This is a genomic window from Pusillimonas sp. SM2304, from assembly GCF_031628915.1.
Lineage (GTDB): Bacteria > Pseudomonadota > Gammaproteobacteria > Burkholderiales > Burkholderiaceae_B > Pusillimonas_C.
Genome location: NZ_JAVLUJ010000001.1, coordinates 715,994 through 738,463 on the forward strand (window position 1 = coordinate 715,994; position 22,470 = coordinate 738,463).

Sequence of the window (22,470 nt, forward strand, 5' to 3'; positions counted from 1 at the left end):
AAAACGGCCAGACAACTACGGGGAACAGTTTGCAGAGAGTTAACGCGGCGACCTGATATCGGGCACAACGCTATCGTAAACCACGACCTCTTTAATATATGGACCCATGAACGCCTTCATTGCCGTATGCGCTGGGCTGACCTGATAATCATCGTGTGCGGCAGCATCCACGAATACCGAACTGGTCACATAGTTGTATCCGCCAGCCCGATCCGCCTTATTTTCGCCAAAATGATACATCAGCAGTCCGCCGCACTCTGACTCCACACGCTGGGCGTACCTGTGAACATGCTCAAAAAACTGAGCATCCACGCTATCGTCGAACCGCATCATTACAATGTGCAAAAACATACTTGTACCAGAAGAACTTTGTGTATTTCGTCAGCGCAGGGTTTGTACCCCGGCGCACACATTCAGGCATTGACCCGATATGCTTCGGCCTGCTGACGATGCCAGAAACAAGGCCGTTGCCGCAATGTCGCTGCGAGGAATCATGCGATGCAAGGCGACATGCTCCAGCACTTCCTCATATTTGGCCTGTATATCCACTCCTTGTGCCTGCGCTTTGGCCTCCACCACTTGGTGTACACGATCACTATCCACAATACCCGGCAATATGGCGTTGACCGCAATGTTGTCACCGCCAAGCTCAAGCGCCAGGCTTTGAGTAAAGCCGATAACTCCCCACTTGGATGCAGAATAAGGCGTGCGTAAGGCATAGGGCAGGCGGCCAGCCACCGAACTCATATTGATGATGGTGGCGCGGTTGGAATCCCTTAGCGCTGGCACCGCTTGCTTGACACACAAAAAATGGCTACGCAAATTGACAGCCATGCAACGATCCCAATCCTCATCAGATACATCAGTCACCGCAGCAGTCGGGCCGGCAATGCCCGCATTATTGACCAATACATCCAACCCTCCCAACAAGCCAAGCGCATGCTCGAACCAGGCTCTTACCTGAGCCGGATCAGCCACGTCGGCACGAAATACGCTATTTTTTGGCAGGCTGGCTCTTGCATCCGCTAGTGCCGGCTCTGAAATATCGCACACCTGTACATGGGCTCCGGCCGCGACAAAAGCGTCAGCTATCGCTCTGCCTATCCCCGACGCACCGGCCGATATCATGACTCGGCACCCTTCAAAATTCTTCTCGGCAAACATGTCTTCTCCCGACGAGTCAATGAATGTGGTAGCCGCCATTCACATCCAGAGCACTACCCGTTATATATGCTGCCGCTGGCGACGCCAGAAAGACAATGGCACTGGCGACTTCTGCAGCCGTGCCCAGCCGGCCAAGCGGGATTTGCGCTTGCATGCCAGCGAGTTGCTCCGCACTGAACTTTCCATCGGTCATGCCCGTATGAATAACGCCTGGGTTCACATAATTGGCGCGTATGCCCCAACGGCCCAGCTCGCGCGCGCAGGCCTTGGTAAAGCTGGCGACCGCCCCCTTGGATGCGGCGTAATGCGCCCCACCCTGCAAGCCGCCGCCACGCTGCGCGGCGATAGACGCCACATTGACAATGGCGCCTGCGCGCGCCTTCATGCCTTCAAGCGCGGTATGCGTCACATTGAACACACCTAGCGCATTGACCTCCATCATGCGCTGGAAGCTGGCACTTTCCATGTCGGGGATGCGTGTCGCCGATACGATTCCGGCATTGTTAACCAGCACATCGATTCCCTGGCTCTCAGAAACAATCGTACGGAATACAGCTTCGCAGGCATGCGCATCAGAGACATCACATTCCAGCTGCGTCCAGCTGCCTTGCGCATCGTTCTGAAACCCCAAGTCCAGGGCATATACCTGTGCTCCCAACTGCGCAAGCAGCCGGCAGGTGGCAAATCCGATGCCTTCACTGGATCCCGCCCCCGTCACCACGGCTACCCTACCCGAAAAATCATTCCAAAATGTTGTTGCATGCGTCATCTGTGCTTATCCCATCAACCATTTGTACGGCATCATGATGATTCCCGGGAACAGAATCATGAGGATCATAAGCAGTGTCTGGGCCAGCAAGAAAGGCCAGACCCCTTTGATCAGATCAACCATCCGCGTGCCAGTCACACCCGCGACCACATTCAATACGGCACCGACAGGCGGCGTGATCAGGCCAATGGAACATACCAGCATAAACATCACGCCAAAATAGACGGGATCGATACCGGCAGCGATCACGGACGGCAGTAGCACCGGCAGCAGAATAAGCACGATGGGAATCATGTCCATGCCCATGCCGATAATCAACAATAGCCCCATGATGATGGCCATCAGCAGCGTGGGTGAATCGCTAAAAGGCGCCACTAAGGCAGTCACTTGCGCCGGCAGGCCTGCAATGGTGATCATCCAGCCTGACACAAGCGCTGCCGCCACCAGAAACATAACAGTTGCCGTCATGGTCGCGGACTCAAGAAACACCCTATATAGGTGCTTCAAGCGCAGTTCGCGATAAACACATGTAGCGACAAATAGCGCATAGACGGCGGCAACCACGCCCGCTTCGGTTGGCGTGAAGACCCCAAAACGCAAGCCGACAATAATGATGACGGGAAGCATCAGCGCCCAGATGCTCTTGATCAATGTCTTGCGCACATCAGACGCCGGCACTTTCGGCATAGGCTTGACGCTTTCTTTGTGTGATACCAGCCACCAGGCCACGCTCAACGACAAACCCATGAGGACGCCGGGCACAATACCCGCCATGAAAAGCCCAGTGATCGAAATATTGCCGGTCACCCCAATCAACACAAGGCCAATGGATGGGGGGATGACCAACGCAATAATGCCAGAGGAAGCGACCAAGCCGCCAGAAAGCGCTTTGGAATGGCCTGCCTTCATCATCATGGGAACCAACAGCGCTGAAAGCGCTGCTGCATCGGCCGCTGCCGAGCCGGACAAGCTTGCAAGTATGCAAGCGGCAAGAATGGTCACATAGCCCAGTCCGCCCTTTATGTGTCCGACCAGTGCAAGGGCCAGATCGACGATGCGTTGAGACAAGCCCCCCTTGTTCATAATGGCTCCCGCCAGTATGAAGAAAGGCACCGCCATCAGTGGAAAGCTGTCTGCACCGTTCAGTAAATTCTGCGCGACAATCTGCGGGTCGTAAAAATCCAGCTGGTACATCATTGCTACGCCGGTCAGGATCAGCGCATAGGCCACTGGCATGCCGATAGCCAAACTTCCAAGGAGTACGCCTAGAAAGATAAGCAAGATCATAGTTCGGCTCCGGTTGCTGGGCGCTGAGCCAGGGCGTCAATCTGATCCGATGGCGTACGTATCAGCATGTATAGCTGATAGAGCAGAATGATCCCGCTCGATACGGAAAACACGATGCCAACCGAGAAAAACCAGCCTTGGGAAAGCCCGCTAGCCGGCGCTGTCGCCCCTATGTTCACCTTGGTCTGCTCAATACTGCCCAGCAATATCAACCAGGAGGCATACACCATCAAGGCGTTGGAAATAATCAAACATGCTTTACGCTTGCGCGGGCCTAGTGCCTGAATAACAATATCCACACCCAAGTGTGCGCGATCATTAACGACCACGATGGAGCCCAGGAAGATCATCCAGACAAAAGCCCAGCGTGATAGCTCTTCTGATACAGCCAACCCCGAGTTAAAGGCATAACGCAGCACCACATTTGAAAATACCATGATGACCATGGCAGCCAAGCAGGCAACAATGACTATTTTCAGCAGGCCGAAGTAGGCTTGAACAATTTTTGACATTAGGGATGCCTCTGAAAGAGGAAGAAAAAGCAGGAAAGGCCGGTCAGCGGACCGGCCTTTAAGCATGTGAATTACTGCTTGCGCACTGCCTCAACTGTGGATAAAACCTGATCAACCAGTTCAGCACCCAACTCGGCCTTGTATTTCTCAGTCACGCCGGCAGTCGCTTCAATCATGCGAGCCTTTTCGGCCGGCTCGATCGTGTTCACTTCCATGCCGGCCTTGATAAGGTCCTGGACCACATCCTGCTCCATCTTGCGGCTGACTTCCCGGTGATAAAGCTTTGCCTCATGGCAAGCGTCCACCAAGACTTGCTGGTCCTCAGCGCCAAGGCGGTCCCAGAAACGCTTGCTGGCCATCACTACGGCAGGCAGATAGACATGATTGGTCTCGGTCATGTAAGCCTGAATCTGTTGGTAACCACTGCTTTGCGTCACCAGATAAGCACTTTCCTGCCCATCGATCGCTTTGCTTTCAAGGGCCGTATAAGTCTCTGGGTAAGGCAGCGGCAGCGGATTTGCGCCCAAGGCCTTGAATATATCGATGTAGATCCGATTCTGCAGTGCACGCAGTTTCAGGCCCTCAAAATCTTCCAGCTTGCGGATGGGGTGCTTACTGTTGGATACTTGGCGAAAGCCATAGTCCCAGTAACACAGGCCGACCAGATTCTTTTCTTTGAATTTATCCAGCAGTTGCTGTCCCACCTCTCCGTCCACCACAGCGTCTGCCTCTTCCACTGTTTCAAACATGAAGGGCAAGTCGAAAATCCCCAGCTCCTTGACGTTACCGGCAGCGCCCGCGGTGGACGTCACCGCCAGCTCGATGATGCCCCCTTGTGCAGACGACATAGACTGGATCTCGTTGCCCAGTTGCGCATCCGCATAGCCGGTTACCTTGATTTTTCCGTCGCTCTTCTGGTCAACCAGCTCGACAAACTTGGTGACTGCCATCCCAACCGGATTGGACTGACTGACTGGATAGCTGAACTTAGCCTTGACTTGTGCAACGGCTTGAAAAGAAAGGCCGGCCATCGTGGCAGCCATAATACCTACAGCAATTTTCTTGAATTTGTTTGACATACCTGTCTCCTGATTCGTGCTCTTGAAATGAGGTTGTGGATTACTTCAGTTCCTTGCCAGCCAGCGCTCCTTCCAGGAACTTGTTAGGCTTGAGAAAGAATGACAGGACTAGCGCGCCATTAGGCGACCTTGCAATATGGCGATTGCCTTTAGGACGCCATACATAGTTTCCCTCACGCACCTCACCCTCATCGTCGACAATGCTCCCACTCAATACATAGGTCTGCTCGATTTCGACGTGCTCATGCAATGGCAATTCGGTTCCTGGCTGCCAGCGGAACAACGCGGTCAGCAAGCCGGTTTCAGGCACATCGAGCAATATCTTCATGTCGATGCCTTGTGTAGGCGTTGGTTTCCAGGGCAGCTCTTCAACATTGATATAGCGGGAAGCCAATTCCCCTGTTGCATAAGGTGCAAGTTCCTCGGGTAAGTTCATCAAACTTCTCCTGTAAATATAGAAATACTCAAGACGGATTGCTTGAATCAGTCAACAATGGTGTTAGTCAGTGTGCCAATACGCTCAACCCACGCGGAAACCACATCGCCGATCTCCAGGCACCCAGGCGGCGACATCGCAAAACCAACGCCCTTGGGTGTACCTGTCGCGATGACATCGCCCGGCTCAAGCGTCAAGCCTGCCGACAACTGCTCGATAATGGCTTCAATACTGAAGATCATGGAAGACGTATTCTCGTTCTGACGCTCCTCACCATTCACCTTCAAGCCCACATTCAGGTTATTGGGGTCTCCAACAGCAGAATGGTGAACGACGACCGGACCCATGGGGCAGGTCGTATCCAGACTTTTCCCCTTTAGCCATTGCCCGTGCCGCTTTTGCAGATCACGCGCTGTAATGTCATTGACGATGGTGTAGCCAAATACATAGTTCAATGCATCGGCGCGTTTGATGTCAGTGCCGCGTTTTCCAATCACGATCGCCAGCTCGACTTCATAATCCAGGCTATTCGTCAGCTCCGCGTGCCGGCGTACATTTGCCCGATGACCAACCACAGCCGTTGGCGGTTTAGAAAAGAACTCTATGGCCTCAGGGAATGCATTGGCCGGGCGCCCGTTGGCGATATTGCCTTCAATGATGTGTTCACGATAGTTTCGGCCCACACAATAGATATTTTTCTTCGGACGCAGTGGCGGCAGCACATTGACTTCGTCCAGCCGTTGAAGGCTCTGCCGCGCCGATCCTTTTTCTGAAATAAGTCGCTGCAGACGAAGTATGGCTTCATCCCCTGCTTCAATCAGGTCTGAAACACGCTCGGGAATAGCGATCAACCCATGATCAGGAGTGGAACGCAGCATCATAGTCAGATCAACAACCTGATCCTCATCTGTCAACAGCCCCAAGCGAGGCTGATTGTCGATGGCAAAACTTAAGAACTTCATCTAACGCCTTGAAAAAACTTATATAGAACGGGGTTTGATCTGAATAGGGGCTTCGGATCGAGACTGTATAAACGCCTTATACAAAGAACGAACATGTTCTCGCGCGAGCGTCTCGGCCAATTGCGCATCACGCTGTGCTATCGCCTCAATAATGGCCAAATGCTCACGCAGTGAATCGCTGCTGCGATGCAAACGCTTAATCGTCTGCCGCCGATATGTGGTCTGGCGATGTCCGAACGCTTCCCACACTTTCTCAAGCAGTTGATTGTTGGCAAGCTTGATAATTTCTATGTGGAATGCGACATTCGCCTGAGCATAGGCCTCCGGCGCGGCCTCCCCTGCCTGTTCATCGAGGAAGGGCTTGAAGATTCCACGCAAACGTTCAACGTCACGCTGAGACGCATTCATGGCTGCCTCGCGCGTTGCGAAGCCTTCAAGCTGCTCACGCAGTTGCAGCCATTCGATGTACTCCTCATCCGTCACCGGGCTAAGCAGAGCCCCCCGCCCCGGACGCAAACTCACCACACCCGTGCTTTCAAGACGAATCAATGCTTCTCGAACAGGGGTCCGGCTTACACCCAGTTGGTTGGCGAGATCTTCCTCGCGGACCCGCACAGGCTCCGTAATGCCCTTCATTCTTTCAAGCAATAGTGCGCTGACGTCTTCAAAGACGGTCTGGGCAGTGTGTTTTTTTGGTGTGCAATCCATCTATTTTGTATGCAATCTAGAAGTTATGGATGCAAATTATGATTTTGTGTCTATTTGATGTCTATTAGGGTTAACGCGCAGGAACGACTAATAATCCAGGAATATCGCGGTTTATGTCCGCATGTAATGACATTTGGAATGGCGTGCATGGCTTTTGCGAGCCTTCGGGGCAACGAGAGCGCGCTTTGTCTCTCACGGATGATGATTTGATATTACGTACGTAAAAGCGTACCATTTAGGCGTATTGGGAGATCCATTATGTCCACCACCCTGACTGCGACCGAGGCGCGGGCGAACCTTTACCGCCTCATCGATCAAGCCGCCGAGTCCCATCAACCTATTCGAATTGCAGGCAAGCGGGCAAGTGCCGTGCTGATCTCGGAAGCCGATTGGGACGCTATTCAAGAGACCCTGTATCTGGCCTCTGTGCCTGGCATGCGTGAATCCATCAAAGAAGGCATGGCAGAGCCGCTAGGCAAAAGCGCCAAAGAGCTGGAATGGTGACTTGGCAGGTCGTCTTCGCGAATGCGGCGCTCAAGGATGCGAAAAAGGTAGCCGCGGCTGGCTTTAAAGTTAAAGTGCAAGCGCTGCTTGAGATTCTGGAGCATGATCCATTCCAGAATCCACCGCCTTACGAAAAATTGGTCGGTGACCTTTCCGGGGCGTACTCCCGCCGCATCAACATCCAGCATCGATTGGTGTACGAGGTGTTTATTCAGGAACGTGTCGTCCGTGTTTTAAGAATTTGGACACACTATGCTTAGGCAACTGAATGGGCTGCCCGAATGGTGACGGGCGAGCCGTATAAAGTTAAAGTCCCGATGCCTGGACGATCTTGCCAAACTTTGCTCTTTCGGTTGTGACGAATTCCTCGAACTCGGCTGTCGGCATGCCGCTAGGCTCCGCACCTTGTTTCTCCAACGTTGCGCGCAACTCGGGAAGCTTCAATACGGCAGCGATATCCTGCTGGACTTTTTGCACAATCTCATCCGGCGTGCCGGCAGGTGCCCAGATGCCGAACCACTGGGTCAGGTCGAAGGCTTCGACCCCAAGGCCTGTGGTCTCCCCGACGGTTGGAACGTCCGGGACGGCATTGGAACGCACCGTGGAAGATACCGCCAAGGGCCGCAATTTCCCGGCTTGCACATGCGAAAAGCCAATGGGCAACCCGACAAAACCGATATCGATCTGGTCCGCCAGCAAGGCGCTTATGGAAGGAGCGACACCCTTGTAGGGTATATGCAAGAGCTTGGTGCCGCTCAATTGCTCAAGCAAAACGCCGGCCAAATGCTGCGGTGTGCCGGTTCCGGATGAGGCATACGAGACTGTGCCCGGATGCTCCTTGGCGTAGGCGATCAGCTCGGCGGTTGTCTTGTACGGTTTACTTGGATTGGACACGAGCAAGAAGGGCAGCTTGACCGCCAGCGTGACCGGCTGCAGATCCTTTTCAGGGTCATAGGGCATTTTGTCCATGATGTGCTGGCTGATCACCACCTCAGACGTTGCCGATAACATAAGGGTGTAGCCATCGGGCTTGGCCCGGGCGACGTAGGCGGCGCCTATCGTACCGCTTGCACCGTCTTTGTTCGAGACGACGACGGTTTGCCCCCAACGCTCGGTGAGCTTTTCCGCCAGTAAACGGGCAACGGAATCGGTGCCGCCACCCGCCGTGTACGGCACCACGACGGTGACGGCGCGTTCTGGCCAGTTGCTTTGCGCGTGAGCCTGCAGCGACAGACCCAGAGGCAATAGTCCGGCAAGGATAAGGTGTTTGATCTTCATTGAATGTCTCCTGTCTCTAGTGGTGTTGAATTATTCTGCCAATACTGGCACCAGATAGGGACGGGCCGCATCAAGCAGAGGCTCTACCCCCAGTCCGGGTTCATCGGTCAAAGATACGGTGCCATCCTGTACAGAAAAATCCGGGTCGGCCAAAAGTTCACGCAAGGGATTGGGGTTGGAATCGACTTCCACATAGCCGGGCCCGCCGACCGCGGCCTTCAAATGCATGGAGGCCCGCAACCCAATCCCGGCGCCCAGCCAATGCGGGCAGAACCAGTGGCCTTGTTCGTTGGCGGTACGCCCTACCGGCAAGCAGCCGCTAAAGCCGCCCCATTTGCCGATATCGGGTTGTATGACGCGCAGCCCGCCTTCAGTATGCGCGCCATAAAAGGCCGCTGCGCCACGCAGGTTTTCTCCCGCTGCCAGGCGCTGCTCCGTGCCATCCGCCAATTGGCGCCAGGAAGCCCAGGGGGTATCGGCGGGTACGGGTTCTTCTATCCATGCCAGGCCATAGGGTGCCAATTGCGCAATCATCTTGCGCGCGCGTTCCAGGCTCCACGCCTGGTTGGCGTCCACCATCAGTACGCCCTCAGGGCCCACATGGTCCCGAAGCCGCTGTACATTTTTCTCATCCTGCTGGTCGTCAAAACCCACCTTGAGCTTGAAGGCGGTGTAGCCTTCTTTCGCTTTTGCGTCTACAAGGCTCACTGCCTCATCTGGACTGATACCCGAGGCATAAACGGCCACCGTATGCTCGCCGCCCAGCAGCTGCCACAAGGGCTGAGCAGCTCGTTTGGCAACCAGATCCCATACGGCGATATCCACGCCGGCGATTATCTGGGCAAGCGGCCCGGGTTCGCCGGTTTGCAGCGCAAGAATATGGGTCCGGGCCGTCAAGGCGTCGAAGCAGGCGAATGGAGACGCCCAAGGGCCGGCGCATAGCATGGGCGCCACCACCGAGGACAGCAAGCGTGCCCGGTGCTCAGCGCCAACCGAGGGGAAATTACACCAAACTTCACCCCAGCCCACGAAGCCGTCGATATCGGTAAGGCGTATCAGCAGCGCCGGCCGATTATGCATCGTCGCGAAAGACGTGCGCACGGGGGTGTCGATAGGGGCGCGAAAAACCATCGCTTCCGCCTTGACGATATGGAAAGGGTGGGCTTGCTGATGCATGGGTGTTTCCTGTCACGAGAGCGGGGTGGGACGCGGCGCCGTGCCGCGGCCGTTATGGCATGCTAAACCAATTATCCGTTTAAAGTAAAGAAGTATGTACCTTATTAACTTTATGACGACGGCCATCTCGCGCTCACGTAAACTATGGGCACATGGCACCGCCCCGGCCAGGGGCGGCCTCGTTCACTATTTTGGAGCAGCCAATCTTGGCAAATACGGAGATCTCTGGGGTGGCCGCTGAAGCCGCAGAGCGGCGGACCAGCCTGATTCCTCGTTATGTGAGCATTGCTGACCGCTTGCGCCAGCGCATCACGTCGGGCGCATGGCGTGCCGGCACACTGCTGCCCTCGCTGCACAAGCTTGCGGAAGAGTTCGACGTTGCCCGGCCCACCGCTCGCCAAGCGGTGCAGCTTTTAGTCAAAGAGGGCTTGCTGAGCAGTCAACGCGGACAGGGCACTTTTGTTACGCAAGCCGCGACGCCGATCAAGACCACGCCACTGGAAACGTCTTTGTACGAGCTTGCGCAAACCTATAAAAGCTTGTCGCCCAAGATACTCGAAATCGACGAAACCCCGCGTACGCTGCCCATTGCGCCAGATGGCCCGGCCGACTATATCTATATGCGGCGTTTGCACTCGCTGGACGGGCGACCCTACTGCGTCATCGCTTTGTATATTGCACAAGACATCTTCAATTCCAAGCCTGCGCAGTTTCGCAGCCTTGCGGTCATACCGCTACTCCTCCAGCATAAATCGTTGATCGTCCAAGAGGCCAAACAAACCTTGAGCATTTCGGCCGCAGATGCGGAAACGGCGGATCTGCTGGGCATCCCCACCAGCGCACCATTGGCCAATATGACGCGGGTGTTCCGTAGCGACGATGGCCGTATCGTGTACTACGCCGAAGTCAGTTATCGCGGCGATGCGATCAGGCTGGAGATTGATCTCAAGCCTTAGGGCCGGGCCTCACTGAAGCGTAAAAAGTTTGTTGATCATCTTTCTTGTCGATCAAGACTACTTTCAACATTCTTCCTCCGTTTCTCGTCTATCGGCCTGAAAATACAGGCGGGCGCTTTTCGGCAAAGCTATTCAGGCCTTCCTGGAAGTCTTCACTGCTAAAGACACGCTCAGTTTCACACCAAGCGTGGCCGGCAATTTCCACCGGACTTTGCGGCACGGTGGCCGCCGCAAATCGTTTAAGCATAGACATCACGATGGGGGCATTGGCTGCCAGCCGGCGGGCCATCTTCATCGCTTCCTCGATGTGCTGGCCTTTGGGCACCACACGGTTCACCATGCCGACATCATAGGCCCGTTGCGCGTCGATAACCTCGCCCAGCAACATGAGCTCCATGGCCACTTTCACAGGTATGCGGGAAGCAAGAGAGGCGATCATCCCTCCGGCGAAGCCCATTTGAGCCTCGGGGTAGGTGAACTTGGCGTCTTCGGTCGCAACGCATAAATCACACATCTGGGCAATGACCACGGCGCCTCCGATGCACCAGCCGGAGACGGCTGAAATAATGGGTTTGTCGAGCTGCACGCCTACGCCTGGCGTAAAGCTGCGATAGTCGGGCGGGGCGCTGGATTTCATGTCTTTGCCTGCCGAAAACGCTTTTTCGCCGACACCCGTGAGGATGGCGACGCGGTCTTCGTCGCTATCACGCAACCGCAACCACGCCTGACGCAATCCGGCCTCCACCTCCGGGCCGATCGCGTTGAGCCGGTCTGGGCAATTGATTGACACCAGGGCGATGCCATCTCGCGATTCATAGGTCACGATGTCACTCATAATATTTCTCCTATTTTCTGCATAAGTTGTTGCTTCAGTACTTTTCCGTTTGGCGCAACGGGAAGGTTGTCCATGAAGATGATTCGGCTGGGCCGTTTGTAGGGCGACAGCCTGTCCGCCAGATAGGCTTTCAGCTCGGTCTCGCAGAGGGTGGCGTTTGCCTTCGGTTCAATAACGGCAATGATTTGTTCGTTACCATCTTTGGTATGGCCCAGCACGGCAGAGTACTGGACGAGCTCGTGGGTATTCAGTGCCGTTTCGACTTCCAGGGGCGAGACATTGAAGCCCGAGCGTATGATGAGCTCTTTGCTGCGGCCGTGTATGTGGATGCGACCGTCAGGAGCTTGCCAAGCCAGGTCTTGAGAGTTGAACCAACCGCCTGGAGCAAGTACCTCTCGGGTCAGCTCGGGCATTTTGTAATAGCCTTTCATAATGCAAGGACCGCGTATCCATAACTCGCCGACCTCTCCGGGCGCGACGGGTTTGCCTGCTTTGTCGCAGATGCGCAGTTCCATACCGGGGTTGGGCGGCCCCACTGAGCAATCTTGGTTGTCGTCGTCCAGGCGTGTCCAGCACACGCCGGAACCTTCGGTTAAACCATAGCCATTGTGCAAGGTCATTCCGAATACGGCCTCAACCTTCTTTTTGATGCCGGCATCCAACGGTGCTCCACCCGCAGCGATTACCCGAAGGCCGGGCCCCGGGCTTTTCATCGGGGCACACCCCTGGGCAAGCCGGGCAAACATGGCCGGCGCCCCCTGCAGGATGGTAATGCCATCCTCCCGCAGGGATTGTATGCAGCGCTCCCTGTCGAAGCGTGCCACCATTTTGATACGAGCCCCGGACGAGAGCGTGCCCAGTAGCCCGGATGCCAGGCCCATGACATGGGTGATGGGGAGCACGCCATACACGCGGTCATCGGGTGTGAGCCGGCGTTCTTGCTGCATCTGCCTGCCGATATGCAGCAGGTTGGCATGTGTGATCATCACACCTTTGGGCACGCCTGTGGTGCCTGTTGTATAGATCAGCACCCCAACTTGATCTGCGCCGCTCAAGTGGACGGGCTCGGGCTGGCTGGTTGGGTCAACCGGACTTGCCGCGACAAGTCCAAAGGGTGTTTCAGTACTGACGGCATGGTTGCGTTGGGCATGCTCGCGGGCCGCCGGCGAGTTGTCGACCACATGGATAATGACGCGCGGGTGCGCATGCTTGCACACCGCGTCTACTTCCATTGCGGCGCGCCGGGCGTTCTCGAGCACAGCCCATGCGTCGAGGCAGCCCGTGGCGAGAATCAGCGCAGCCAAGGTGGCGCTGTTCTCGCCGATCAGCACAACGCGATCGCCTGGCCCCACGCCAAGAGAGCGAAGATACTGTACGGCTTGGCGAATGTGCAGATCAAGTTCAGTGTACGTCCAATGGTAATGGTCGTCTGAAATGGCAGGCTGATCCGGGGAACTTGCCACCCATTCAGAAATACAGTCGGCGATGCGTTGCATGATGTGCCCCTATTGCTGCTGAATGTCCATCTTTGCGGTAATCCCTTTCCAGCGCTCGTACTCGCTTTTGATGTAGGAAGTGAATTTTTCCGGATCGCTAGGGGTTGGAGAGGCGCCCAATGAGGCCAGCACGTTCAGGACCTGTTTATCTTTCAGTGATTTATTCAGCTCGTCGCTGATGCGGTTCACGATATCGTCGGGCGTGTTGGCTGGCGCCCACACGCCATACCATGCGGTTACATCGTAGCCAGGCAACTGGTCGGCGATGGCCGGCAGATCAGGCGAGTATTCTGACCGTTCGGGGGTGGTCACGCCCAGGCCGCGAACTTGACCGGCCTCGATATAGGGTCGCGCCTCATTGGCGAAGAACATCGTCGTTTGCCCGCCCATCGTCGATTGAATGGCGGGCGCGCCGCCCTTGAACGGCGTGGTAATAAGGTCTATGCCGGCCAAAGCCTTGAACAGCTCGCAAGACAAATGGGGAGATGAGCCTACTCCTGACACCGCACAACTAAGCTCGCCCGGTTTTTCCTTGGCCAAGGCAATGAGCTCTTTGATGGAGTTGGCCGGAACATCTTTATGAACGCCAAGGAAGTTGGGCACGGACACTACCTGCCCCACGGGCTTGAGGTCGGTCAAGATGTCATAGAGAGGCGCTTTGTAGAAAAAAGCATTCAATACATTAGAGATGCTGCCCAATACCAGCGTGTAGCCGTCTGGTGTTGCCCGGACCACGTATTCGGAGCCGATCATGCTGCCAGCCCCTGGCCGATTTTCTACGATAACGGTTTGCTTAAGGCTGTCGGACAGACTTTTGGAAATGATGCGGCCCAAGGTGTCGGTTGCGCCGCCGGGCGCATAGGGAATGATCATTCTGATCGGCTGGTCATCCGGCCAGGCCGCATGTACCGGGCTGGCAGCCAGCATCATGGTTGCAGACAGGGCTGCAACGGAACCTAGCCAGCGAAAGTTATATTGAGTTGCGCTTTTCATACTTGTCTCCTCTTTGTTGCTGCTCCATAGCGTGGAGCAGCTGGTATGGAAATGAATAGGCTACTGATTCAACATATTTTGCGGATTCTGTTTGGTATGGGTAATTAACTGGGTACTTGGAGCAGCCCGCTTTGCAGGGCTGAAGGCAGTTCCAGGCAAAGGCGTCGTGCGGGCTGGGAAATCTTTTATTTGTTTTCGCCGAACTGCCCGAAAGCTTCCATTGCTCTGGCGGAGTACACATAGGCGGCGCCGGCGTTCAGGGCGATAGCGGTGCCCAAGGCTTCAGCCACTTCTTGCTCGGTGGCGCCAGCTTGGCGGGCTGCCGCGGAATGAGACGAAATGCAGCCGTCACAACGTGTGGTAACCGCCACAGCAAGGGCGATAAGCTCGCGGGTTTTGCTGTCGAGTGCGCCGCCTTCGCCAAGCGCTTCGTTCAGCCCTCGATAGGCCTTGACGACTGCCGGATTATGGTCGGCAAGTGCTTTGCCCCCTTTGCGCAAGTTGCTGAGTTGGTCGATCCAGTTGTTCATCATGGTGATATCTCCTTTAGGATGGGTGAGTCTGGCTTGGTAAGAATCGAGCTAATTGAGCTTTCAGTGAACCTTGGACGGGCTGAGCTCATGACTGGGTGGAGGACGTCTGCCTGGGCTGCACCAAACCGCCGCCGCTCCGCGGGGGATACCTGCAAATGGCAGCTTCGATGGGTTCGGTGCCCCAGCCCGGCCTATCGGGCACGACAAGGTGCCCGTCTTTGTATTCGGGTATGTGGGTAAAGAGTTCTTTGTCCCACGCCAGGCGATCGATATCGGTTTCCATGATGCGGAAGTTCGGCACCGAGCACGCAAAATGGGCATTCATCATGGTGCACAGGTGTCCATAAAAGTTATGTGGCGCAATGTTCACTTCATGGATGTCGGCCAGGGCGGCGATTTTCTTGGCCTGCCAGGCACCGTTCCATACAACATCGATAATGGCGACATCGACGGCATTTTTTTCAAAGTAAGGCAGGAACTCGCGCGCACCGAACAAGGTTTCGCAAGAGCTGATGGGGTGGGGGCTGTGATCGCGGATATACGCCAGGGCATCGGGGTTGTAGCTATCGATCTCGACCCAGAAAATATCCAGATCGGCGGTCCCGCGCAGCAGCTTCAGGAAGCCTTCCGTTTTAGCGTGAAAATTGACATCGAGCAGGATATCCATGTCGGGGCCGGCGCCCTCGCGTAGGGCCTCGATGTTATCGCGCAGGTTGCGCACATGGCGGCGCTCAATATTAAGATCAGGCTGGAAAGGCGAGGCAAACCCTGGCCGCCACGCATAGGCAGGGCCGTCGTCAAACATGAAAAGATTGGTTTTCAAACCTGTGAAGCCCCGTTGTTGAGCCTCTTTGCCCATCTCTGCGACGCCCGCCAGATCTGTGACGGCAGGCCCAAAGTACTTGGGATGGTTAATGCGCCAGGCGGGGCAATGAGACCAGTACACACGCAGCGTGTCGCGCACTTTGCCTCCCAGCAATTCGTAGCATGGCACACCCAGGCGCTTGGCATGCGCATCGAGTAGTGCGTTTTCCAGAGCGGCGATTCCTTCCGCGGCAATACCGCCTGCGGCGGGCCGTGTTCGAGCGTAGGCATGCGCATGGAATAACTCCACGCCCGGTAGCGGCTGATTGATGAGCAGAGCCGAAAGCGTTTGGATGACCTTGGTAACGCCCGGCGAACCGAAGCCTTCATCGTATTCAGCCCAGCCGACAATGCCTTTATCAGTGGTGATTTTCACGAAGTAATAGTTGCGCCATCCTGCATCGCAACTCATTGTTTCCACATTTGTTACGACCATGTCGTCTCCTTGTGTTGTCGGCGTCGACTACGCTGCTTTCCTGCGGCATGTCCATGCGGACTTCTGCATGAGTAGCGCTATTTTTGCTTTCGTGAAAATCATCATATCGTAAGGAAAGAAAATCTACAATATTTAATATTCATTTCTCAAATGATAGGAAAACATATTGTTTGAGCAGCCTTGCTATCTGTTAAAACAGGATTATGGTGTGTAAAATATAGTTTTGAGTCTATGGGCGAATTTTCTTTAAAAACATATAGAATACATATTTAATCCCAATATATAGGAATTAAATGGACAAGACGCTATTGAAAGGGCTTACTGTGCTGGAGGCGATCAGCCGTCTTGACGGACAGGCGCTCACCCTAGACGAAATCTCAAGCGAAGTAGGTCTCACGCTCAGTAATACCCACCGTACCTTGCAGACTTTGGCGCATGCGGGTTATGTGCGGCGTGACCCCTCCACGGGTGCGTATGGCTGCACCCTCAAAATGTTCGAGCTGGGCGCACGCCAGTTGGCGAACCTCGATGCCCGCAAGTTCGCTCCGCCCTTTATGCGCGAATTGGCCCGCCGGACGAGCGAAACCGTTCACCTATCAGTGCTCGACGGCGTCGATGTCGTCTATGTCGACAAAGTCGACAGCCCTCAACCTTTGCTGGCCTACTCCGCCGTTGGGGGCAGGGCTCCGGCCTATGCCGTGGCTACCGGCAAGGCCTTATTGGCTTTTCAAGCCCCCGATTACATCGAACATTACGGCAACGCCATTCAAAAACATACAGACGCCACGCATGTGTCCATGCCTGTGCTCAAACAAGAATTGGCTGACATCAGCCGCATCGGCTATGCCATCAATCGTGGCGAATGGCGCGCAGGCATAGGCGGTATCGCGGCACCTGTTTTCAATGGACTGGACAACGCCGTGGCGGCTTTAGGCATATCAGGGCCGTTGGAACGGCTCACCAATCAGAAAATGGCGGAGTATGCGCCGGTGGTGCAGCAGATTGCGCAACAGCTTTCTGCTCATATGGGATACAGCGGCCGCTACTTTGGCCTTGCTTGACACAAATGCACGCGCAACGGAATAGCCGTGACGGAACACAATCGACCATAAGGAGGCACTCATGCCGGATGCAAAGCTATTGAACACGATCGAAGCCTTAAGCCGCTTGGTTGAGCGGCAAGGCCTGGATGAAAGCAGCATTCTCAATGAGGCGCAACAGTTAATCGCCAACTTAGTGGCCAAGGACGATTGGCTGCCGGCCGAGTTTGCCCAGCCGCATTCTCAATACTATCGTCAGTACCTGTTGTACGGTGACCCTCAAGATCGGTTTTCGATAGTGAGCTTTGTATGGGGTCCAGGGCAAAAAACGCCGGTGCACGATCATACTGTTTGGGGCGTTATCGGTATGTTGCGTGGCGCTGAAATCGATCAACCTTACCACTTTGTCAATGGCAGCCTTGAACAGGCTGGCGAGGCTCATGTGCTGCGGCCAGGCCAGGTTGCCTGCGTATCGCCACGCATCGGCGACATTCACCGTGTCAGCAATGCCTATGACGATCAGGTTTCTATTAGCATCCATTTGTATGGAGGCAATATTGGCCGCATCACCCGTAGCGTTTTTGATCCCCAGACGGCGACGCGCAAAGAGTTTGTGTCGGGCTATTCAAACGAAACCGTACCTAATTTATGGGTCTGACCTCTTTATCTTTCGCAATTCACCGGCCAACAGCCCTTCTGCCACCGCCTTCACATCGACGTCCGTAATATTGCACAGGACCGCCGCGCCGCGATGGCTTTTGGGCGCGTATGCCATGAAACTGCGATAGCCCGCCCAGCCGCCGCCGTGCGCCCACACGGCCTCGTTTCCCAGGTTGACGGCCTCGAGCCCGTAGTGATAGCTGACTTCAGGCTTACCCGCCACCGGAACATTGCCCTCGGTCAACAGGGTCAAGACACCGGCGGTATGCAAGCCGCCCGGCGTTGCCAACGGCGTGTCGGCATCCAGGTGCCGCAGCCAGCGCAGCATGTCGCGGGCGCTGGTGTGCACCTGGCCGTCGCCGGATTGCTCCCACGCCGATTCGCTGATACTGACATGCCCGTCCCGCTTTTCATAACCGCGCGCCAACCGCGCAATGCCGCTGGGATAATGATCGACAATGGTGGTAGCGCTCATGCCCAGCGGCTGGAAAATATACTGCCTGGAAAAATCAGCCAGCGTCTGGCCGCTGACATGCTCAACCACTTGGCCCAATAGAAAATAGCCGGTATTGCTGTAGTCAAAACGCGATCCTGGCGTAAATTCCAGTTGCGGCTGGCGCAGGATGACCGCCATGGTTTCCGCCACGGTCACCACCTCATCCTCGCGCCCGCCGTCGAACAAGGGGGAAATATAGTCTGGCAGACCCGAGGTATGCCGCAGCATCTGTCGCAACGTGGGCGTGCCCAGCTCTCCCGTTATTTGCGGCAGGTATCGCGACAGCGGCGCATCCAGGTCGACTTGCCGCTCATGCGCCAACAGCAGCACGGCAAGCGCCGTGAATTGCTTGGACACCGAGGCGATGTTGAAGATGGTGTCCGCGTCATTGGGGCGCCCTGTCTGCCTGTCTGCAGCCCCCCAGCCGCCGGCTGCATTCCCCAACGCGGGATGCAGGCGCACCCAGGCGCAGCCCGGCTCATGTTCCATTGCGGCGCTTGACTGCGCCAGGGCCTCAGGGCCCACACTCGCACCCGCCGCCAACAATATGCCCGCCAGCATGCGCTTCATCAGAAGCGCCCCGAGAACGTCAGGCTGACCTGGCGCCCCAGCCCCCAACCGCAAGTCCATAAGGATCCACAACCGTTCACATAGCGTTTGTCTGTGATGTTGGTGACGTTCAGCGCCAGCTCGCTGTCTCCGAATGCCGGCGACAGCCTGCGCAGCTGGGTGGCAATGCGCAGATCAGCCACGGTGTGCGAGGGAATCTTGATGCTGGCATAGGAAGGCGCTTCGATGTCGCCCCCGTGCGAGGAGCCGACATGCCGTATGCCCACGCCCATCACTGTGCCCGCCAGCGCGCTTTGCCCGGTAACGGTGTAGTCGACCCACAGCGAAGCCTGATGCTTGGGCACATAAAGCGCTGGCTTGCCCAGCTCTTCGGGGATCTCGCTATCGGTCACTTCGGTATCCAGGTAGGCGTAGCTGCCGATGACCGACCAGTTGGGGCTCAGGCGCCCGGTCACCGAGAGCTCCAGGCCGCGCGAGCGCACCTCACCCGTTTGCACCTGGTCGGGGTACCCATGGACGGGATCGTCAGTCAGGCGGTTGGTTTGGCGCAAGTCGAAAACGGCCAGGCTGGCCATCCACTTGGCGCCCGTGGGCTGGTACTTGATGCCGATCTCCGTTTGCTTGCCCCGCATGGGTTCGAACGGCGAGCCTTCGGCCGTGGCGCCGGCCACCGGCTCGAACGAGGTGGCATAGCTTATATAGGGCGCCCAGCCGGAATCAAAGCGGTACAGCGCGCCCAGCCGCCCCGTCGTGGCACTGTCCCGCTGGCCGATGTCTTCTAACTCACCGGAGCCTCGGTATTCGGTGCTACCGCTGATCGTGGAGCGGTCATGCCTGATGCCGCCCACCAGCCGCCATTTGCCCCATTCCACTTGGTCCTGCAGATAGAAGCCTGTTTGACGGCTTTTGCTGTCGACCGCACTCAAAGGCGAAAAGGCGCCGATCTGTGCACCATAAACGGGGGCGTACAGATCAAAGGCGCCGGCGCTGCCGGCCGGGCCCACGTCGGCCGTTTCGCGCTGGGCATCAAACCTACTGCGGTGGTAGTCGATGCCGGCCAGCAAGGTATGCTTGGCCTCGCCCACCGATATCCGCCATTCCGACTGGGTATCCACCCCCAGCGCACGCGCCGTGCCAATACCCCGGTTGGCGTAGCGATCGATGGTACGCCCATCCCAACCCCATTCAGCCGGGTCGCCCGCCCCATACATATCGCTGGTTACGGATTCCATTGTTGTCTTGATGCGCTGCGCGCGCAGGTTTTGCCGCAACGTCCAGGAGTCATTCATATCGTATTCAACCGACCAGCCGACAATATCCTGATCGCGGTCGTAACGGTCGAAGCCCGGCTCGCCTATGAAACGCGATAGCGGGATTTCCCCGTTTGGGTTGTCGTATAGCGTGCCGTAGGCGGGCAGCCAGGCGTAGTCGCTGCCGCCCCGATCACGCTGGAACGATCCCATTAAGGTGATCTCGCCGTTTTCACCCAGCGGCAGCTTGACCGACGGCGCCACCATCGTGCGCTTGCGTTCGACATAATCCATATGGCTGTCAGCATCGGAGGACAGGGCCAGCAGACGCCATGCCGCCACGCCGGAATCACCCAGCGCGCCACCCAAGTCTACGCCCAGGCGTTTCTGCTCGGGCGAACCCACCGTCAGGTCGATATTCCCGATCGGGTCGCGAGTGGGACGTTTGCTGACCATATTCACCATCCCGCCCGGCACGACCTGGCCGTAGATCACCGAAGCCGGCCCCTTCAGCACTTCGATGCGCTCCAGGGTATAAGGATCGACCTGCGGCAGGGTCCAGTTATTGCCGGAGCCCACGCCACCTTCAAGCTTTATGCCATCCAGCCAGGTGGTCGAACCGGCATCGAAGCCCCGGAACGCAATCGTGTCAAAACGGGAATCCACCCCATCGAACTCCACCGCCACGCCGGGCACATAGCGCAAAGCCTCGCCTATGGTGCGCGTGGCCTGGGCTTCGATTTGCTGCTGGGTCACGACCGACACGGATGCGGGCGTATCCATGAGCTCCGTATCGCTCTTCGTGGCGGTGGCGCTGCGCGTAGCCAAATAGCCGTTCGCCGGGCCCGTGGCTGTCTCGCGCGCGCCTCTTACCAGAACGGCATCGAGTTGCCTGCCGCTCCGGGCTTCCGGCGCACGCCGAAGGGAATAGCCCCCGCCCGCCTGTTGCACCGCCTCCAGTCCGCTGTCCGCCAGTATGGTTGCCAGGCCTTCCCGTGGCGTATGGCTGCCGCTCAGGCCCGGGCTGGTCTTGCCCGAGGTCAAGGTGGCATCGATCACCAGCATGAAGCCCGCGCTCGAGGCGAAGCGATTCAGCACCTGGTCGAGCGTGCCCGCCGGAATATCGTAGTAGGCTTGGGCTGCCGGCCCCGCTGGCGCCTGCGCCACCGCCACCGAAGCCCCCAGCATCAGGCAAGCAGCCAGGACGGCTTGCGATAAGGCATTGCGCATGACGACAGATGGCCTGGCACCTTGTTGCGAACGACTGATTCCCATAGATTCCCTTTTGTATTTGGATATAAGCGCCCGTCATCGATGCGGGTCCTTACCCTATATCCCGAGCGAGCAGGGAAAAGCGCTACGGCAATGCCTGATTATTTTGTAACAGCACGATAGGTCGGCGCAGGAACACCATGGATGTCTTTCACGCTGCGGCCACCGTGACCCAATAGCGCGTCATGCGATGCACGCGAATGGGCAGTGCCTGCGCCAAAGACGCCAGAACCTTATCGATGTCTTGCAGGGGATAGACGCCGGACACCAGCAGGTCGGCCACAGCGGGATCGCAACGCAGGACACCTGCCCGATAACGGCTCAGCTCAGCCAGGAAATCCCCCAGTCGCTGGCGCTCGGCCACCAGCAGGCCTTGCCGCCAGGCCGCGTCCTGCGGGTCGGCAATGGCCGGCGCCTGTACATCACTCCGGCTGAATCGGGCCTGCTGCCCCGCCTTCAAGCGCAGCGGCACACTGCCCGAAACCGGCACGATGTCAACGGCGCCATCAAACACCTGCACAGACGTCAAGGCAGGCGAAGCGTCTTCCAGACGTCTTAGCAGAAACTGCGTGCCCAAGGCCTGCACGCTGCCTTCATCTGTCTGCACGATGAAAGGCCGATGAACGGGCGCCTGGTCGGCCGACGTCGTGATCAGCACCTCGCCGCTGCGCAGCAAGACACGCCGCTCGCGCTCATTGAACCGAAGATCCACCGCACTGGCGGTATTCAAGGACAGGCGCGTCCCATCCGGCAGAGTCAGATCCTGGCGCTCTCCGCGCGCGCTGCGGTAATCGGCATTGAGCGCGGCCCATTGTCCGCTTTCCCGCAGCAGGTAGGCCGATGCCGCCCCGCCCGCCAGCAGGCACATTCCGCGCAATACATTGCGGCGCGCATTGCCGCCGCGCGGCGGCAATGCCGCACGCAGCGCCGGACCCGCTATGGCGCCCGGCACGGCAGCCAATTCCCGGCCTATGCCCTGCACATGTGACCAAGCGTGCTGATGCGCCGCATCGGCCGCCAGCCAGGTGTCGAATGCCTGACGCTCTTCGGCGCTCAATTCTCCGGACCACCATGCCACCTGCCACTGGAGCGCGTCCAGGCTGGCCTGGCTGATGGTGGTTCCAGACGCCGGCCAGAGGTCATGCCGGGCCGCAGGCGCAGAGGAAGAGACTGAGTCCGTCATGATTCTTGTTA

The 22,470-nt window shown here is 57.0% G+C and carries 24 protein-coding genes; 5 read left to right on the plus strand and 19 right to left on the minus strand.

Annotated elements, in window-relative coordinates:
- Nucleotides 1-39 precede the first annotated feature (39 nt).
- The 9 genes from RE432_RS03325 to RE432_RS03365 form a co-directional block, all read right to left on the minus strand.
- Nucleotides 40-351, minus strand: coding sequence for a Dabb family protein (locus RE432_RS03325; protein ID WP_310931790.1), 312 nt, complete (start codon nt 349-351; stop codon nt 40-42).
- 30 nt (nt 352-381) lie between these two features.
- The gene (locus RE432_RS03330; protein WP_310931791.1) at nt 382-1,164 is read right to left on the minus strand and encodes an SDR family oxidoreductase; all 783 of its coding nucleotides are present in this window, start codon (nt 1,162-1,164) and stop codon (nt 382-384) included.
- Between the two features lie 16 nt (nt 1,165-1,180).
- A complete protein-coding gene (locus RE432_RS03335; RefSeq protein WP_310931792.1) occupies nt 1,181-1,933 on the minus strand; it encodes an SDR family NAD(P)-dependent oxidoreductase in 753 nt (250 codons plus the stop codon).
- Between the two features lie 6 nt (nt 1,934-1,939).
- Complete coding sequence (locus RE432_RS03340) at nt 1,940-3,220, minus strand: TRAP transporter large permease subunit (RefSeq protein WP_310931793.1); 1,281 nt, start codon at nt 3,218-3,220, stop codon at nt 1,940-1,942.
- A complete protein-coding gene (locus tag RE432_RS03345; RefSeq protein WP_310931794.1) occupies nt 3,217-3,732 on the minus strand; it encodes a TRAP transporter small permease in 516 nt (171 codons plus the stop codon). The genes RE432_RS03340 and RE432_RS03345 overlap by 4 nt, the downstream gene beginning before the upstream one ends.
- Nucleotides 3,733-3,803: 71 nt before the next feature.
- The gene (locus tag RE432_RS03350) at nt 3,804-4,811 is read right to left on the minus strand and encodes a TRAP transporter substrate-binding protein (RefSeq protein WP_310931795.1); all 1,008 of its coding nucleotides are present in this window, start codon (nt 4,809-4,811) and stop codon (nt 3,804-3,806) included.
- A 40-nt stretch (nt 4,812-4,851) separates the two neighbouring features.
- The gene (locus tag RE432_RS03355; protein ID WP_310931796.1) at nt 4,852-5,247 is read right to left on the minus strand and encodes a cupin domain-containing protein; all 396 of its coding nucleotides are present in this window, start codon (nt 5,245-5,247) and stop codon (nt 4,852-4,854) included.
- A 47-nt stretch (nt 5,248-5,294) separates the two neighbouring features.
- On the minus strand, nt 5,295-6,209 hold the full coding sequence (locus RE432_RS03360; protein ID WP_310931797.1) for a fumarylacetoacetate hydrolase family protein: 915 nt from the start codon (nt 6,207-6,209) through the stop codon (nt 5,295-5,297).
- A gap of 18 nt (nt 6,210-6,227) precedes the next feature.
- A complete protein-coding gene (locus RE432_RS03365; RefSeq protein WP_310931798.1) occupies nt 6,228-6,917 on the minus strand; it encodes a GntR family transcriptional regulator in 690 nt (229 codons plus the stop codon).
- Nucleotides 6,918-7,175: 258 nt separating this feature from the next.
- Between RE432_RS03365 and RE432_RS03370 the strand changes: the two genes are divergently transcribed.
- Both RE432_RS03370 and RE432_RS03375 read left to right on the plus strand, forming a co-directional pair.
- Entirely contained in the window at nt 7,176-7,421 is a 246-nt protein-coding gene (locus RE432_RS03370) for a type II toxin-antitoxin system Phd/YefM family antitoxin (RefSeq protein ID WP_310931799.1), read from the plus strand.
- A complete protein-coding gene (locus RE432_RS03375; RefSeq protein WP_310933013.1) occupies nt 7,418-7,681 on the plus strand; it encodes a Txe/YoeB family addiction module toxin in 264 nt (87 codons plus the stop codon). The genes RE432_RS03370 and RE432_RS03375 overlap by 4 nt, the downstream gene beginning before the upstream one ends.
- Before the next feature lie 46 nt (nt 7,682-7,727).
- Here RE432_RS03375 and RE432_RS03380 read toward each other — a convergent pair whose 3' ends face one another.
- The gene (locus tag RE432_RS03380; RefSeq protein ID WP_310931800.1) at nt 7,728-8,699 is read right to left on the minus strand and encodes a tripartite tricarboxylate transporter substrate binding protein; all 972 of its coding nucleotides are present in this window, start codon (nt 8,697-8,699) and stop codon (nt 7,728-7,730) included.
- A 30-nt stretch (nt 8,700-8,729) separates the two neighbouring features.
- Nucleotides 8,730-9,875: a mandelate racemase/muconate lactonizing enzyme family protein gene (locus RE432_RS03385; protein ID WP_310931801.1), complete on the minus strand. Its 1,146-nt coding sequence runs from the start codon at nt 9,873-9,875 to the stop codon at nt 8,730-8,732.
- A gap of 206 nt (nt 9,876-10,081) precedes the next feature.
- Here RE432_RS03385 and RE432_RS03390 point away from each other — a divergent pair, with 206 nt between their 5' ends.
- Nucleotides 10,082-10,831, plus strand: coding sequence for a GntR family transcriptional regulator (locus RE432_RS03390; RefSeq protein ID WP_310931802.1), 750 nt, complete (start codon nt 10,082-10,084; stop codon nt 10,829-10,831).
- A gap of 88 nt (nt 10,832-10,919) precedes the next feature.
- Here RE432_RS03390 and RE432_RS03395 read toward each other — a convergent pair whose 3' ends face one another.
- From RE432_RS03395 to RE432_RS03415, 5 genes are all read right to left on the minus strand, one after another.
- Complete coding sequence (locus RE432_RS03395; protein WP_310931803.1) at nt 10,920-11,666, minus strand: enoyl-CoA hydratase-related protein; 747 nt, start codon at nt 11,664-11,666, stop codon at nt 10,920-10,922.
- Nucleotides 11,663-13,162 (minus strand): class I adenylate-forming enzyme family protein, encoded by a 1,500-nt coding sequence (locus RE432_RS03400; RefSeq protein WP_310931804.1) that lies wholly within the window; start codon nt 13,160-13,162, stop codon nt 11,663-11,665. The genes RE432_RS03395 and RE432_RS03400 overlap by 4 nt, the downstream gene beginning before the upstream one ends.
- Nucleotides 13,163-13,171: 9 nt before the next feature.
- Complete coding sequence (locus tag RE432_RS03405; RefSeq protein WP_310931805.1) at nt 13,172-14,155, minus strand: tripartite tricarboxylate transporter substrate binding protein; 984 nt, start codon at nt 14,153-14,155, stop codon at nt 13,172-13,174.
- A gap of 185 nt (nt 14,156-14,340) precedes the next feature.
- Entirely contained in the window at nt 14,341-14,688 is a 348-nt protein-coding gene (locus RE432_RS03410) for a carboxymuconolactone decarboxylase family protein (RefSeq protein ID WP_310931806.1), read from the minus strand.
- 85 nt (nt 14,689-14,773) lie between these two features.
- Complete coding sequence (locus RE432_RS03415) at nt 14,774-15,988, minus strand: mandelate racemase/muconate lactonizing enzyme family protein (protein ID WP_310931807.1); 1,215 nt, start codon at nt 15,986-15,988, stop codon at nt 14,774-14,776.
- A gap of 293 nt (nt 15,989-16,281) precedes the next feature.
- On the opposite strand from RE432_RS03415, the gene RE432_RS03420 reads away from it, so the two are divergent.
- Together RE432_RS03420 and RE432_RS03425 are read left to right on the plus strand one after the other, a co-directional pair.
- Nucleotides 16,282-17,049 (plus strand): IclR family transcriptional regulator, encoded by a 768-nt coding sequence (locus RE432_RS03420; protein ID WP_310931808.1) that lies wholly within the window; start codon nt 16,282-16,284, stop codon nt 17,047-17,049.
- Nucleotides 17,050-17,110: 61 nt separating this feature from the next.
- Complete coding sequence (locus RE432_RS03425; protein WP_310931809.1) at nt 17,111-17,686, plus strand: cysteine dioxygenase; 576 nt, start codon at nt 17,111-17,113, stop codon at nt 17,684-17,686.
- Here the strand turns inward: RE432_RS03425 and RE432_RS03430 are convergent.
- The 3 genes from RE432_RS03430 to RE432_RS03440 all read right to left on the minus strand — a co-directional run bounded on the left by RE432_RS03430 (nt 17,675) and on the right by RE432_RS03440 (nt 22,459).
- A complete protein-coding gene (locus tag RE432_RS03430; protein WP_310931810.1) occupies nt 17,675-18,754 on the minus strand; it encodes a serine hydrolase domain-containing protein in 1,080 nt (359 codons plus the stop codon). The genes RE432_RS03425 and RE432_RS03430 overlap by 12 nt on opposite strands.
- Entirely contained in the window at nt 18,754-21,234 is a 2,481-nt protein-coding gene (locus RE432_RS03435; RefSeq protein ID WP_310931811.1) for a TonB-dependent siderophore receptor, read from the minus strand. The genes RE432_RS03430 and RE432_RS03435 overlap by 1 nt, the downstream gene beginning before the upstream one ends.
- Nucleotides 21,235-21,427: 193 nt before the next feature.
- Nucleotides 21,428-22,459, minus strand: coding sequence for a FecR domain-containing protein (locus RE432_RS03440; protein ID WP_310931812.1), 1,032 nt, complete (start codon nt 22,457-22,459; stop codon nt 21,428-21,430).
- Nucleotides 22,460-22,470: the final 11 nt, after the last annotated feature.